Genomic DNA, 12,989 nt, shown 5'->3' with positions numbered 1-12,989 from the left:
ACGGGCATGCTGGGGCGGATCTCCCCGTCTGTCGTCAAACCTGAGAGCTTCACCGCCTCCTGAACAGGATGGCGGCTTGCACCGTGGGTGGGCGCACGGCGCGGCCGTGTCCACTTTCCAGATGTGCCTCGCCCGCGCGGTAGGGGGGCCTGAGAGATTCCGGGGAGGACTTGCTCCTTCGGCGCCGGTCGCGACCAGGGGTCGTTCCGGCTCTCCCGCGCGGGTTCGAGCGGCCGGTATGAAGTTTGGGCGCCGCCATCATGGCATGCCGGAGCCCCCTCGCGGGAGTGGGGTTCGCCGCCACGCGCCGCGGACGGACCGTGCGCGCCGCTAACCTGATCGCAACCGCGGATGTGGAGGGGCGAGATGGGGTTCCCGCTGGGGCAGGTTCCGGAGGGCGGGGGCTGGCCGGCCAACGAACTGGAGCAGGTGTTGACGGCCGCGCTCGGCGACCCCGGGGCGACGCCCCGGGTGATCGAGGTGCTGGCCCGCAGCCAGGTGTGGATCCCGCTGCCGTCGGGCGCCGACCCGCAGGGCGGCTCGCTCGACCTGCCGACCCTCGAACTGGCCGGGGCGCCCTACGTCCCGGTGTACTCCTCGCAGGAGCAGTTCCTCCAGCACTGCCCGGGCTTCCCGTTCGCGATCGCCCCGATGTGGGAGTTCGCCCGCGGCCTGCCGCTGGGCATCGGCATCGCGGTCAACCCCGAGGCGCCGGTGGGCATCCCGGTCCCGCCGGAGGGCGTCGGCGAGCTGCGCCGCGGCCCGCGCGGCGAGCAGTGGGAGGCGCAGGGCGTCGTCGAGGGCGCCCGGGTCGCGCTCAAGGAGCCCGAGCCGCACCTGGAGCCGTTCGCCTTCCTGGCCGCCGCGACCACCGAACTCGCCCACGTGCCGGGCGTGCTGACCGCCCGCCGGGCCCTGGCCCGGGTGGAGGGCGAGCCCACCCTGCTGTACGTCGGGGTGCAGCTGGACCCGGTCGCCCCCGCCGACCCCGCCGAGGTCAACCTGGCGCTCGGCCGGGCGCTGGGAACCGCCCCGCCGAGCTGGGGCGTCCACCTGGTGCTGCTCGACCTGGTCGCCGACCCGGTGGTGGACTGGCTGCTCGGCCGCGTCCAGCCCTTCTACGTCCGACCCTGACCATCCATCATGGGGTCCGCACGGGGGACGGCGGCATGACGGCTGTCGGGCCCGCCCCATAGGGTTGCCCCGGCACACCGGAGCGCGGTTGGCGGCGGACGACGGAAGAGGGCGACGACGTGACGGGAGCAGCCGGCGATCCGGGCGAGATCGAGCGTGCCCTCGCAGCGGTCGCGCCTGACCGCTGGGAGGCGTACGAGGGCCTGCTGCGCGCCCTGGCCGGCGGTCAGGTCTGGATGCTGCTGTGGCACGGCAGCCCCGGCAGCCCGGACGCCCAGTACGGGAACATGGAGATCGGCGGGCACGGCTACGCGCCGTGCGTGACCTCGCCCGGGCAGCTCGCGGCCAGCGGCTGGAGCCGCGGCCACGAGGTGGTGTCCGGGCTGGAGATCGCCGGCGCGCTCTACCGCACCCGCTGGGGACTCTGGCTGGACCCGCACCGCCCCGGCGGCGGCGTCGGCGTGCCCTGGGCCGACCTGCGGCGGATCGCGGTCGGCCTGGACCGGCTGCCCGCCGGGCCGCTGCGGATCTCCGAACCGTCCGTGCAGGCGCCGCAGTTCTTCGCCGTGCTGGAGCAGCAGGCGGGCGAGGTGCGGCCGCTGCGCTCGCTGCGCCGGGCCTGGGTGCAGCCGGTGCTCGGCGAGCCCTACCTGGCGGTCGGCCTGGACCTGTACGACACCTCCGCGCCGGCCGTCGAGGCGGCCCGGGCGCTGGTGCAGCGGGCGGCCGCGCACGCCCCCGAGGGGCTGGCGGTGTCCACGGTGATGATGGCCGACGAGTTCGACCCGGTGGCGATGTGGCTGTGGGCCCACGCCCGCCCGTTCTTCGACCGGCAGTCCGGGCAAGCCGGACAAGCCGCCCCGGCCCCGCAGCCCTACCCGACCGGCTTTGGTTACGCAGCGCCACCACCGGCCGGTCCCGCCGGGGCCTGGCCGCAGGCTCCGTGGCCGGGCTATCCGGGCCGATGACAATACCCTGACACCCGCTCAGAAAACCCCCGACGCGACCTTTACCGAGGTCGGCGGGGGTTTTTTGCCAGCCCATGATCTACGCGCGAAACCCCCCGCACCACCTGGCGTTTTCCCGCCACTGGCGGGGGAACGTCAGCATGCCCCTTGACGGACATGTAACACCTGTGTGAAGAGCGTTATGCGGCCGCAACGAATGTGCATGCCGACAGATCACAGTTAGGCATCCTTCGGGATGGGGGTCTTCCGCCGGGCGCGTCCCATGACAGAGAGTGCTGCGCAATGCGGAGTGCAGGACGAACCCCACGAAGGTGAACGCACCGCCGCCACAGCATGAACCGCACGATGCGCACCTCCGTGCGGCGGCACCATGCACTTCCGCATTACGCAGTACACGGCTTCATCCCGTATGACCTGCTTGCTCACGCACTTCTGCACCGCCGCATCGGCGTCCGGCACCACCGCAACCGCTCTGCATTCCGCACCAAACGCGACTCCGTGGGCCGGCCACCGTCGGCGAGGGGAACGAACTGACTCATGACCACACCCACCGAGACCTCCGGTCCGGCCGCCGGCTCGCAGCCTGACGCCGCGTCAATTCCGGAGCCTGCCAAGAAGATCGAGGGCCGATCGCCCGGGCGCATCGCCTGGGACCGCCTGAAGCGCGACAAGGTCGCGCTCGGGGGCGGCGCCGTCGTGGTCCTGCTGATCCTGGCGGCCGTCTTCGCACCGGTGCTCAGCGCGCTGTTCGGCCACCCGGTCGACGAGCCGCACCCGGACCAGATCAACCCCGACCTCGGCCTGCCCAATGGCGCCTTCGGCGGCATCAGCGGGGACTTCCTGCTCGGTGTCGACCCCGTCTTCGGCCGGGACGTGTTCTCCCGCATCCTCTACGGGGCCCAGATCTCGCTGCTCGTCGCGCTCGGCGCGGCCGCGGTGGCGATCCTCTTCGGTGTGGTGCTCGGCATCATGGCCGGCTACTTCGGCGGCTGGGTCGACAACGTGATCAGCCGGATCATGGACGTGCTGCTGGCCTTCCCGCAGCTCCTGTTCAGCATCGCCCTGGTGTCGGTGATCCCCAACTCGGTGCTCGGCCTGGGTGACACGACCGTTCGCGTGCTGGTGCTGATGATGGTGATCGGCTTCTTCGGCTGGCCCTACATCGGACGCATCGTCAGAGGCCAGGCGATGTCGCTGCGCGAACGCGAGTTCGTGGACGCCGCGCGCAGCCTCGGCGCCGGCCGCGCCCACATCCTGTTCCGTGAACTCCTGCCCAACCTGGTGGCCCCGATCCTGGTCTACACGACCCTGATCATCCCCACCAACATCTTGAACGAGGCGGCGCTCAGCTTCCTCGGGGCCGGTGTCCGGCCGCCCACCCCGTCCTGGGGGCAGATGCTCTCGGACGCGGTCGGGATCTACCAGGCGGACCCCACCTACATGGTGATTCCCGGCCTCGCCATCTTCATCACCGTGCTCGCCTTCAACCTCTTCGGTGACGGCCTGCGTGACGCGCTCGACCCCAAGGGCAACTGAGCCCGCCCAACTCTGGAGGTTCCCCCAACCATGAAGCGAAACAGGACGCTCGCGGCGGCCGCCCTCGTGGCCACCCTCGCCCTCACCACCGCGGCCTGCGGCGGCAGCAAGGGCGGCTCGGGCAGCGACAACGCCAGCGCCAAGTCCGGTGCGGCCGGCTTCAACGCGGCGGCCGACAAGGTGGTGAACCCGTCCGACAAGAAGGGCGGCACCCTCAACCTGTGGACCACCACCGACGTCGACTCCCTCGACCCGGGCCGCGCCTACTACGCCTCGGTGTGGAACTTCGAGCGCTTCTACGCCCGCACCCTGCTGGCCTTCGACGGCAAGCCGGGCAAGGACGGCCTGAACCTCGTCCCCGACCTGGCCTCGGCCAAGCCGGAGATCTCCGCGGACGGCAAGACCTACACCTTCAAGCTGAAGTCCGGCCTGAAGTTCGAGGACGGCTCGCCGATCACCTCGAAGGACATCAAGTACGGCATCGAGCGCGTCTTCGCGCAGGACGTCATCTCCGGCGGCCCGACCTACCTGATCAACGAGCTCGACCAGGGCCAGGACTACAAGGGCCCCTACACCGACACCGACCCGAACAAGCTGGGCCTGAAGTCGGTGCAGACCCCGGACGACTCGACCATCATCTTCAGCCTGGCGAAGCCGAACTCGGACTTCCCCTACCTGCTGGCGATGGGCTCGGCCGCCCCGGTCCCGCAGAAGCTGGACACCGGCGCCAAGTTCGGTGACAAGCCGGTCTCCTCCGGCCCGTACAAGTTCAAGTCGGCCGAGCCGGGCAAGGGCTACGAGCTGGTCCGCAACGAGAACTGGGACCCGGCCTCCGACCCGTTCCGCAAGGCGCTGCCGGACGTCGTCAAGCTGACCGTCACCACCAACGCCGACGACATGGACGCCCGCCTGCTCTCCGGCGACGCCGACCTCGACTGGGCGCAGACCGGTCTGTCCCAGGCCGCCCAGGTCAAGGTCCTCCAGGACCAGGCGCTGAAGGCCCACACCGACGACCCGTACAACGGCTTCATCCGCTACGTGACCATCGCCCCGTCGGTGGCCCCGTTCGACAACCAGCACTGCCGCAACGCGGTGCTGTACGCGGCCGACACCACCGCGCTGCAGACCGCCCGCGGCGGCTCCGTGGCCGGCTCGCTGTTCGGCTCGATGCTGCCCCCGAACATCCTCGGCTCCGACGACTACGACCCGTACGGCTTCACCAAGGGCAAGCCGAACGTGGACAAGGCGAAGGAGGAGCTGAAGGCCTGCGGCAAGCCGGACGGCTTCAAGACCACCATCGCGGTCCGCGGCAACAAGCCGAAGGAGGTCAACTCCGCGGTGGCGCTGCAGACGGCCCTCAAGGCGGTCGGCATCGACGTCACCGTCGACCAGTACGACGGCAAGCTGATCTCCTCGGTCATCGGTGCGCCCGACGTCGTCAAGACCAAGGGCTACGGCCTGATCGTGATGGGCTGGGGCGCCGACTACCCGACCGGCTCCGGCTACCTGCAGCCGCTGGTCGACGGCCGCTTCATCACCAGCAACGGCAACAACAACTACGCCGGCATCAACGACCCGGAGATCAACGGCTGGTTCGACCAGGCCGCGGCGTCGACCGACCCGGCGAAGGCCGCCGACTTCTACAAGAAGATCAACCACAAGGTGATCGACGGCGGCTACTACCTGCCCATCGTCGCCGACAAGGCCCTCAACTGGCGCAACCCGCGCCTGACCAACGTCTACATCACCGACGCCTTCGGCGAGGTGGACTTCCAGGCGCTCGGCGTCTCCGACGGCAAGTGACCTGACCCTCCCCGTAGTTCGCACCGCTAGTCCGAAGGGCAGGTGAAGGCCCTGCCCGGGTCGGCCGGGACTCCCCCACCGGGGAGCCCGGTCGGCCCGTGGCAGGGCCGACCGCAGTGCTCGTTTATCTCGTCAGGCGACTGGTCAACGTCGTCTTCATGCTGCTGGTGGTCGCCGCGGTGACTTTCGGCATCTTCTTCATGGTGCCCAAGCTCACCGGGACCGACCCCGCGATGCTCTACGTGGGCAAGATCGCGGACCACGCGGCCGTCGAGGGTATCCGCCACAAGATGGGCCTCGACAAGTCGATCGTCGAACAGTTCTGGCTGTTCCTCAAGGGCGTGTTCGTCGGCCGGGACTTCAACGCCGGCACCGACATCACCCACTGCGCGGCCCCCTGCCTGGGCTACTCGTTCAAGACCGAGCGGGAGGTGTGGCCGCTCCTGCTCGACCGGGTGGGCGTGGACTTCTCGCTCGCGGTCGGCGCCTCGCTGCTGTGGCTGGTCTTCGGCACCGCCACCGGCGTCATCTCGGCGCTCCGCCGGGGCACCGCCCTGGACCGCATCACCATGACCGTCGCGCTGGCCGGCGTCTCGCTGCCGATGTACTTCACCGGCCTGGTCGCCCTCGCGGTCTTCGTGCACCAGCTCGGCTGGTTCCCGAACAACTACACCGACTTCACCGACAACCCGGTCTCCTGGTTCCAGGGCCTGGTGCTGCCGTGGGTGACGCTGGCGTTCCTGTTCGCGGCCACCTACGCCCGACTCAGTCGCGCCACGCTGCTGGACGTCCTCGGCGAGGACTACATCCGCACCGCGCGCGCCAAGGGCCTCAAGGAGCCGGTGGTCATCGGCAAGCACGCCATGCGCGCCACCCTCACCCCGATCCTGACCATCTTCGGCATGGACCTCGGCGGCCTGCTCGGCGGTGCGGTGCTCACCGAGAAGACCTTCAACCTCCGCGGGCTCGGTTACGAGGCGGTCACCTCGATCGCCTCCAGCGACCTGCCGGTGATCATGGGTGTGACCCTCTTCGCGGCCTTCTTCATCATCCTGGCCAACCTCGCGGTTGACCTGCTGTACGCCGTCGTCGATCCTCGGGTGAGGCTGGCATGAGCAACACCGACAAGCCTTTCCTGTCCGTCCGCGACCTGAAGGTGCACTTCCCGACCGACGACGGACTGGTCAAGTCCGTCAACGGTCTGAGCTTCGACCTGGAGCGCGGCCAGACCCTCGGCATCGTCGGCGAGTCCGGTTCCGGAAAGTCCGTCACCTCGCTGTCGATCATGGGCCTGCACCGCACCGGCACCAAGCGCGGCGCCCCGCAGATCTCCGGTGAGATCTGGCTGGACGGCGAGGAGCTGGTCGCCGCCGGGCCGGACCGGGTGCGCAAGCTGCGCGGCCAGAAGATGGCGATGATCTTCCAGGACCCGCTGACCGCGATGCACCCGTACTACACGGTCGGCGCGCAGATCATTGAGGGCTACCGGGCGCACCACCCCGGCGCCTCCAAGAAGGAGGCCCGCACCCGCGCCATCGAGATGCTCGACCGGGTCGGCATCCCGCAGCCCGACAAGCGGGTCGACGGCTACCCGCACGAGTTCTCCGGCGGCATGCGCCAGCGCGCGATGATCGCGATGGCGCTGGTCAACGACCCGTCGCTGCTGATCGCCGACGAGCCGACCACCGCCCTCGACGTCACCGTCCAGGCGCAGATCCTCGACCTGATCCGCGACCTGCAGAAGGAGTTCGGCTCCGCCGTCATCATCATCACCCACGACCTGGGCGTGGTCGCCGAACTGGCCGACGACATCCTGGTCATGTACGGCGGCAAGCCGGTCGAGCGCGGCCCCGCCGCCACCCTGTTCGAATCCCCCGAGCACCCCTACACCTGGGGCCTGCTCGGCTCGATGCCCCGACTCGACCGGGAGCTCCAGGACCGGCTGATCCCGGTCAAGGGCACCCCGCCGAGCCTGATCAACGTGCCGTCCGGCTGCGCCTTCCACCCGCGCTGCCCGTACGCCGAGCTCACCGGCGGCCGCTCCACCAGCGAGGTGCCCGTGCTCGCCGAGGCCGCGCCCCGGCACCACGCCGCCTGCCACCTGCCGATCGCCGAACGCCACCGGATCTTCACCGAAGAGATCGCGCCCCGGCTGTGAGCACGTACCACCCACTTGGAGACAACCGATGACGGACAGCCAGACGGCGGCCCCGCAGGCCGTCAAGGTGCCCGCCCAGGCATCCGGCCCGGACCGCGAACCGCTGCTGCGGGTGACCGGGCTGACCCGGCACTTCCCGGTGACCAAGGGCCTGTTGAAGCGTCAGGTCGGCGCGGTGCGCGCGGTCGACGGCATCGACTTCGCGGTCAACGCCGGCGAGACCCTCGGCGTGGTCGGCGAGTCCGGCTGTGGCAAGTCGACCATGGGCCGCCTGGTCACCCGGCTCGACGAACCCACCTCCGGGAAGATCGAGTTCGAGGGTGCGGACATCACCCACCTGAGCGTCTCGGCGATGCGGCCCTACCGCCGCGACATCCAGATGATCTTCCAGGACCCGTACTCCTCGCTCAACCCGCGGCACACCATCGGCACCATCGTCGGCGCGCCGTTCCGGCTGCAGAAGGTGGCCACCGAGCACGGCGTCAAGCGGGCGGTCCAGGACCTGTTGGAGCTCTGCGGCCTCAGCCCCGAGCACTACAACCGGTACCCGCACGAGTTCTCCGGCGGCCAGCGCCAGCGCATCGGCATCGCCCGCGCGCTCGCCCTCAAGCCGAAGATGATCGTCGCCGACGAGCCGGTCTCCGCGCTGGACGTCTCCATCCAGGCGCAGGTGGTCAACCTGCTGGACGACCTCCAGAACGAGCTCGGGCTGACCTACCTGATCATCGCGCACGACCTCTCGGTGGTCCGGCACGTCTCCGACCGGGTCGCCGTGATGTACCTCGGCAAGGTGGTGGAGATCGCCGACCGCGACTCGCTCTACACCGCGCCGATGCACCCGTACACCAACGCGCTGATGTCCGCGGTGCCGGTGCCGGACCCCCGGCGCAAGGAGAACCGCGAGCGGATCCTGCTCACCGGTGACGTGCCCTCGCCGCTCAACCCGCCGTCGGGCTGCCGGTTCCGCACCCGGTGCTGGAAGGCGCAGGACATCTGCGCCAGCCAGGAACCGCCGCTCGCGGTCGCGAAGACGGGGCACCAGGTGGCGTGCCACTTCCCGGAGAACGCGACGGTCTGACGCACTGCCGGATCCGCCCAGGGTGGGGAGTTCCCCGCGCTGGGCGGATCTTGCCGTTCGGCCAGGGTTGCTCGCGCAGTTACTCGCGCCCCTGGCGGGGCGCGGATTCCAGGTATGGGGAGACGGTTCATGGAGTTCGCGGAGTTCGAGCGGCGGGGGTGGGCGACCCGTAGCGGGGGGTACGACGGCGGGTTCGGGGCGATGACCGCCGGGGTGCACGGGCGATTGCTGGAGGCGGCGGGGGTCGGTGCGGGGACCCGGTTGCTGGAGGTGGGCTGCGGGACGGGGCGGCTGGCGGCGCTCGCGCTGGGGCTCGGGGCCGAACTGACCGCGACGGACGCCGCGGTGGAGATGGTGCGGGCCACCGCGGCCGGGCTGCCCGGGGTGACGGTGTGCCAGGCGGTGCTGCCGGGGCTGCCGTTCAGGGCCGGGGAGTTCGAGGCGGCGGTCGGCGCGTTCGTGATCAACCACGTGCCGGACCCGGCGGGGGCCGTCGCCGACCTGCACCGCGTCCTGGAGCCGGGCGGCCGGGTCGTGCTCTCCTGCTGGGACACCCTGGCCGCCAACCGCGCCCAGGGGATCTTCTTCGACGCCTTCGAGCAGTCCGGCGCCGTCCGCCCGACCGGCCTGCCCAGCGCGCCGTTCGCGGCGCACGCCACCCCGGAGGGGCTGGCCGCGCTGCTCGCCGGCGCGGGCTTCGCGGAGGTCCGGGTCGAGCCCGTCCGGTGGCTGCACCGGGTCGACCCCGAGCAGTGGTGGCACGACGTGCGCTCCGGCACGGTGCTCACCTCCGCGCTGATCGAGGGTCAGCCGCCCGCCACCGTCGAGCGGATCCACGCCGCCTACCACCGGCTGGCCGCCGCCCACCCGGAGGGCTTCCCCGCGGCCGCGCTGGTCGCCACCGGCGTACGGCCCTGACAGTGCGGCCTGGCAGAGTACCGGCCATGCTGCCGATCACCGTCCGCACCGAGTCCGGCCCCCGCCGGCTGCGTCCCACCGACGACGAACTCGCCGCCGCCGTACGGGCGATGGGCTCCGACCCGCAACGGCACGTGGTGCTCGCGCGGATCCCCGACCTGCCGGAGGAGTTCGCCCAGAGCTGCCCGGTCGAGGGCGGTTGGACGGTCGAGCACCGGGCCGGCGGCCCGGACCGGCACTACGAGACCCTGGTCACCGACCTCGGCCGGGTCGCCGAACTGCTCACCGGCTGGGCCCGTGGCGAGGCCGGCTGGGACGCGGGCGTCGACTGGCAGCCGATGGACTTCGGCCCGGCGCCCGAACCCGCCCCGCTGACCCTCGGGCCCGAGGACGAGACCGTCCTGCTCGACGCGGTGCGGCTGCTGCTGGCCGGCGGGTACGCGACCCGCGCGGACGCCGCCGAACTGGCCGAGGAATACCTGGTCGACGGCGACCGCCGACCGGTCAGCCGGGCGCAGGCCGCGCAACTCGCCGACCAGCTCTGGCTGGAGCGGGTCGCCGAGCAGCGCAGCTGGCAGGGCGAGACCGACCCCGAGCGGCTGACCCGCGCCTTCGCCGCGCTGGACGCCCGCGGCATCACCGCCCGCGAGGACTTCACCTGCTGCCGCAGCTGCGGCCACGGCGAGATCTGGGCGGACGGCGAGCCGGATGCCCGCGGCTTCGTCTACTTCCACCGCCAGTGCACCGAGTCCGCCGCCCGCGGCGAGGACCTGATGCTGCTGTACGGGGGCTTCGACGACTCGGAGGCGACCACCACGGCGGTCGGCCACGAGGTGGCCGAGGCGCTCCGGGACATCGGTCTGACGGTCCGTTGGGACGGCGACCCGGGCCACGCGATCCGGGTGGTGGACCTGGACTGGCGCCGCCGGCTGATCGGCTAGCCCGACTGCGGCAAGGCCGTCCTTCGTCCGGCGCAGTGCGCGGCGTGAGCTGTTGCCCGGGCCGTGGGCGGTGCCTTGACTGGACCGGATGTCACCGGCTTCCCGTTCGAGGGGTGGTCCCATGCTGTCGGCCCGCAGTCTGTTCCAGGAGATCCACGACGACGACCAGGCGTTCCGGCTGTTCTGCTCCATCGCCGCCAAGGGCGAGGACCAGGGCGGCTGGGAGAACGGGCGGATCTCCCGACTGGTGCCCGACCGGGAGCTGGCCCCCAAGGTCGCCCGGCACGGCGCCGACGAGGACAAGCACGGACGGATCTTCAAGGCGCTGATGCACAAGCGCGGCCTCGACCCGGTCGACGTCCCCGACGACACCGACTACACGATGATCCTGGAGCGCCAGGGCATCGGCCTCGCGCACGCCCGGCTGCGCCGCGACGAGCCGCTCACCGAGCAGGACGTGATCACCTACCTCGTGCACAGCCGGGTCACCGAACAGCGGGCGTCCGAGCAGATGCTGATGCTGAAGAAGATCTTCGGCGACCACCCGGAGCTCGGCCGCGCCGTCCGGATGATCTCCAACGACGAGGACAACCACCTGGCGTTCTGCCACGAGGAGCTGCTGCGACTGGCCCACCGCGGCCACGGCCGGGCCATCCTGGACACCCTGCAGACCACCGCCCGCGCCGAGATCCGCACCTACCGGGACGTCAGCCTGGCGGTGATGGCGCACCTCGGCGAGCAACTGCGCTGGACGAAGGCGAAGTCGGCGGCGCTGGCCGCGGGCATCCACGCGGTGTACGCGTACGAGCGGGTCGGCGGCTGGCGGCGGATGACCACGCTGCGGATGCCGGCCAAGCTGAACGCCCTGGGCGGCCCCGCCCCGCACGAGACCTTCGCCTGACCGCCCGCCGACGGGCCGTCGGAGGCCGCCGTGGAGACTGACCCGGTGAGCTCCGAGATCTTCCCGCACACCGTCCAGCAGACCCTCGACCTGATCGGCATCTTCGTCTTCGCCCTCTCCGGCGGCCTGCTGGCGGTCCGCAAGAACATGGACATCTTCGGCATCTGCGTCCTCGCCGAGGCGACCGCCCTCGGCGGCGGCGTGCTGCGGGACCTGGTGATCGGCGCGCTCCCGGTGGCCGCGTTCACCAACCTCGGCTACTTCTCCACCCCGCTGGCCGCCGGGCTGGTGGTGTTCTTCCTGCACCCCGAGGTGGAGCGGATCAACCGCGCGGTGCAGACCCTGGACGCGGCCGGCCTGGGCCTGTTCTGCGTCACCGGCACCATCAAGGCGCACGACTACGGCCTCGGCTCGGTCTCCTCGGTCGCCTGCGGCATGCTGACCGCCGCGGGCGGCGGCGTGATCCGCGACCTGCTGGCGATGGAGCCGCCCTCGCTGCTGCGCTGGGACCGGGAGATCTACGCGGTGCCCGCGCTGGTCGGCTCGGCGATCGTCGCGGTGCTGATCGCCACCGGGGACCTGACCCCGCTGAGCGCCTCGGTGGCGGCCGTCGCCGCGTTCGTGATCCGGCTGCTGGCGCTCAGGTACGGCTGGCGCGCACCTCGTGCTTGGCACCGCAACGGTTCTCGCACCAGCGAGGAGTAGGGGAGCCGCCGTACGCCAGCGAGATCGCCTCCACCGTGCACAACAGCTCCGGCAGCAGCCGGCTCAGCTCGGTCACCGAGGCGACCCGGACCGGGGCGGAGATCGAGCAGGCGGCGATCGCGGTGCCCTCGGTGCCGGCGATCGGCGCGGCGATGCAGTTCACCGACTCCTGGTACTCGGCCTGGTCCACCGCCCAGCCGAGCCGCCGCACCTCGGCCAGTTCCGCGCGGAACGCCTCCGCACTGCGGATCGACTGCGGGGTGCGGGCCGGGAAGTCCTGCTCGTCGAGGAAGGTGCCGAGCCGGTCCGGCGGCAGGTCGGCCAGCAGCACCTTGCCCGCCGCGGTGGCCACCGCCGGGGCGCGCTTGCCGATCCGGCTGGCCTCGCCCAGCCAGGTGCGGGCCGACTCCGGGTAGCGGGCCTCCACCTTGTCCAGGTAGAGCACCTCGCCCTCCTCCAGCACCGACAGGTGCACGGTGTGCCCGTACCGCTCGTTCAGTACCGCCAGGTACGGCGCGGCCACCTGGCGGATGTCGATGCCCTCCAGCGCCTGGTGGGCCAGCGCGAACAGCCGCCCGCCGAGCCGGTAGCGCTGGTCGGACTGGCGGGTGACGAAACCGTGTTCCTGCAGCGTGCGCAGCAGCCGGAGCGCCGTGGACTTGTGCACCCCGATCCTGGCCGCGGCCTGTTCCAGCGAGGCGGGCCCCTCGCCCAGCGAGGCCAGGATGGTCAGCGCCCGGTCGACGGTCTGCGACACGGTTCCCACTCCCTTACACACCCGGATTGGCGGGAAGGCTAACGGCGCGTTGCACAGGGTGCAATGGCCAAATCGTGACTCGGCCGCCGC

The 12,989-nt window shown here is 71.3% G+C and carries 12 protein-coding genes and 1 riboswitch; of the genes, 11 read left to right on the top strand and 1 reads right to left on the bottom strand.

The genetic code is table 11. The annotated features are described in order from the left end of the window. Positions 1 to 127 precede the first annotated feature (127 nt). Positions 128 to 228: riboswitch (glycine riboswitch) on the bottom strand. 138 nt (positions 229 to 366) lie between these two features. The 11 genes from AB0K51_RS05895 (at position 367) to AB0K51_RS05845 (ending at position 12,142) form a co-directional block, all read left to right on the top strand. Beyond that, the gene (locus tag AB0K51_RS05895; RefSeq protein WP_363450942.1) at positions 367 to 1,134 is read left to right on the top strand and encodes an enhanced serine sensitivity protein SseB; all 768 of its coding nucleotides are present in this window, start codon (positions 367 to 369) and stop codon (positions 1,132 to 1,134) included. 119 nt (positions 1,135 to 1,253) lie between these two features. Continuing rightward, a complete protein-coding gene (locus tag AB0K51_RS05890; protein WP_363450939.1) occupies positions 1,254 to 2,102 on the top strand; it encodes an enhanced serine sensitivity protein SseB C-terminal domain-containing protein in 849 nt (282 codons plus the stop codon). A gap of 537 nt (positions 2,103 to 2,639) precedes the next feature. Then, complete coding sequence (locus tag AB0K51_RS05885; protein WP_363450937.1) at positions 2,640 to 3,638, top strand: ABC transporter permease; 999 nt, start codon at positions 2,640 to 2,642, stop codon at positions 3,636 to 3,638. Between the two features lie 30 nt (positions 3,639 to 3,668). Beyond that, entirely contained in the window at positions 3,669 to 5,441 is a 1,773-nt protein-coding gene (locus tag AB0K51_RS05880; RefSeq protein WP_363450935.1) for an ABC transporter substrate-binding protein, read from the top strand. Between the two features lie 116 nt (positions 5,442 to 5,557). Continuing rightward, on the top strand, positions 5,558 to 6,556 hold the full coding sequence (locus AB0K51_RS05875) for an ABC transporter permease (protein ID WP_363450932.1): 999 nt from the start codon (positions 5,558 to 5,560) through the stop codon (positions 6,554 to 6,556). Further along, positions 6,553 to 7,599: an ABC transporter ATP-binding protein gene (locus AB0K51_RS05870; RefSeq protein WP_363450930.1), complete on the top strand. Its 1,047-nt coding sequence runs from the start codon at positions 6,553 to 6,555 to the stop codon at positions 7,597 to 7,599. Before AB0K51_RS05875 ends, AB0K51_RS05870 begins: the two co-directional genes overlap by 4 nt. Positions 7,600 to 7,627: 28 nt before the next feature. Beyond that, positions 7,628 to 8,677, top strand: a complete 1,050-nt coding sequence (locus AB0K51_RS05865; protein ID WP_363450928.1) for a dipeptide ABC transporter ATP-binding protein — start codon at positions 7,628 to 7,630, stop codon at positions 8,675 to 8,677. A gap of 129 nt (positions 8,678 to 8,806) precedes the next feature. Continuing rightward, complete coding sequence (locus AB0K51_RS05860) at positions 8,807 to 9,595, top strand: class I SAM-dependent methyltransferase (RefSeq protein WP_363450926.1); 789 nt, start codon at positions 8,807 to 8,809, stop codon at positions 9,593 to 9,595. Between the two features lie 26 nt (positions 9,596 to 9,621). After that, entirely contained in the window at positions 9,622 to 10,536 is a 915-nt protein-coding gene (locus AB0K51_RS05855; RefSeq protein ID WP_363450924.1) for a hypothetical protein, read from the top strand. Between the two features lie 121 nt (positions 10,537 to 10,657). Then, on the top strand, positions 10,658 to 11,437 hold the full coding sequence (locus tag AB0K51_RS05850) for a ferritin-like domain-containing protein (protein WP_363450921.1): 780 nt from the start codon (positions 10,658 to 10,660) through the stop codon (positions 11,435 to 11,437). A 45-nt stretch (positions 11,438 to 11,482) separates the two neighbouring features. Then, entirely contained in the window at positions 11,483 to 12,142 is a 660-nt protein-coding gene (locus AB0K51_RS05845; RefSeq protein ID WP_363450919.1) for a trimeric intracellular cation channel family protein, read from the top strand. Here the strand turns inward: AB0K51_RS05845 and AB0K51_RS05840 are convergent. Next, positions 12,078 to 12,899: an IclR family transcriptional regulator gene (locus tag AB0K51_RS05840; protein WP_363450917.1), complete on the bottom strand. Its 822-nt coding sequence runs from the start codon at positions 12,897 to 12,899 to the stop codon at positions 12,078 to 12,080. The two genes, AB0K51_RS05845 and AB0K51_RS05840, sit on opposite strands and share 65 nt — an antisense overlap. Between the last annotated feature and the right edge of the window lie 90 nt (positions 12,900 to 12,989).

Origin of the sequence: Kitasatospora sp. NPDC049285 (assembly GCF_040678815.1) — a bacterium.
Taxonomy (GTDB): domain Bacteria; phylum Actinomycetota; class Actinomycetes; order Streptomycetales; family Streptomycetaceae; genus Kitasatospora.
This window is presented reverse-complemented; position numbering and strand designations above follow the sequence as displayed.

Bases quoted from the DNA above. Each gene is read 5' to 3' on its own strand.
- AB0K51_RS05880 (WP_363450935.1), top strand. From the start codon at position 3,669: ATGAAGCGAAACAGGACGCTCGCGGCGGCCGCCCTCGTGGCCACCCTC.
- AB0K51_RS05895 (WP_363450942.1), top strand. From the start codon at position 367: ATGGGGTTCCCGCTGGGGCAGGTTCCGGAGGGCGGGGGCTGGCCGGCC.
- AB0K51_RS05870 (WP_363450930.1), top strand. From the start codon at position 6,553: ATGAGCAACACCGACAAGCCTTTCCTGTCCGTCCGCGACCTGAAGGTG.
- AB0K51_RS05885 (WP_363450937.1), top strand. From the start codon at position 2,640: ATGACCACACCCACCGAGACCTCCGGTCCGGCCGCCGGCTCGCAGCCT.
- AB0K51_RS05855 (WP_363450924.1), top strand. From the start codon at position 9,622: ATGCTGCCGATCACCGTCCGCACCGAGTCCGGCCCCCGCCGGCTGCGT.
- AB0K51_RS05860 (WP_363450926.1), top strand. From the start codon at position 8,807: ATGGAGTTCGCGGAGTTCGAGCGGCGGGGGTGGGCGACCCGTAGCGGG.
- AB0K51_RS05865 (WP_363450928.1), top strand. From the start codon at position 7,628: ATGACGGACAGCCAGACGGCGGCCCCGCAGGCCGTCAAGGTGCCCGCC.
- AB0K51_RS05850 (WP_363450921.1), top strand. From the start codon at position 10,658: ATGCTGTCGGCCCGCAGTCTGTTCCAGGAGATCCACGACGACGACCAG.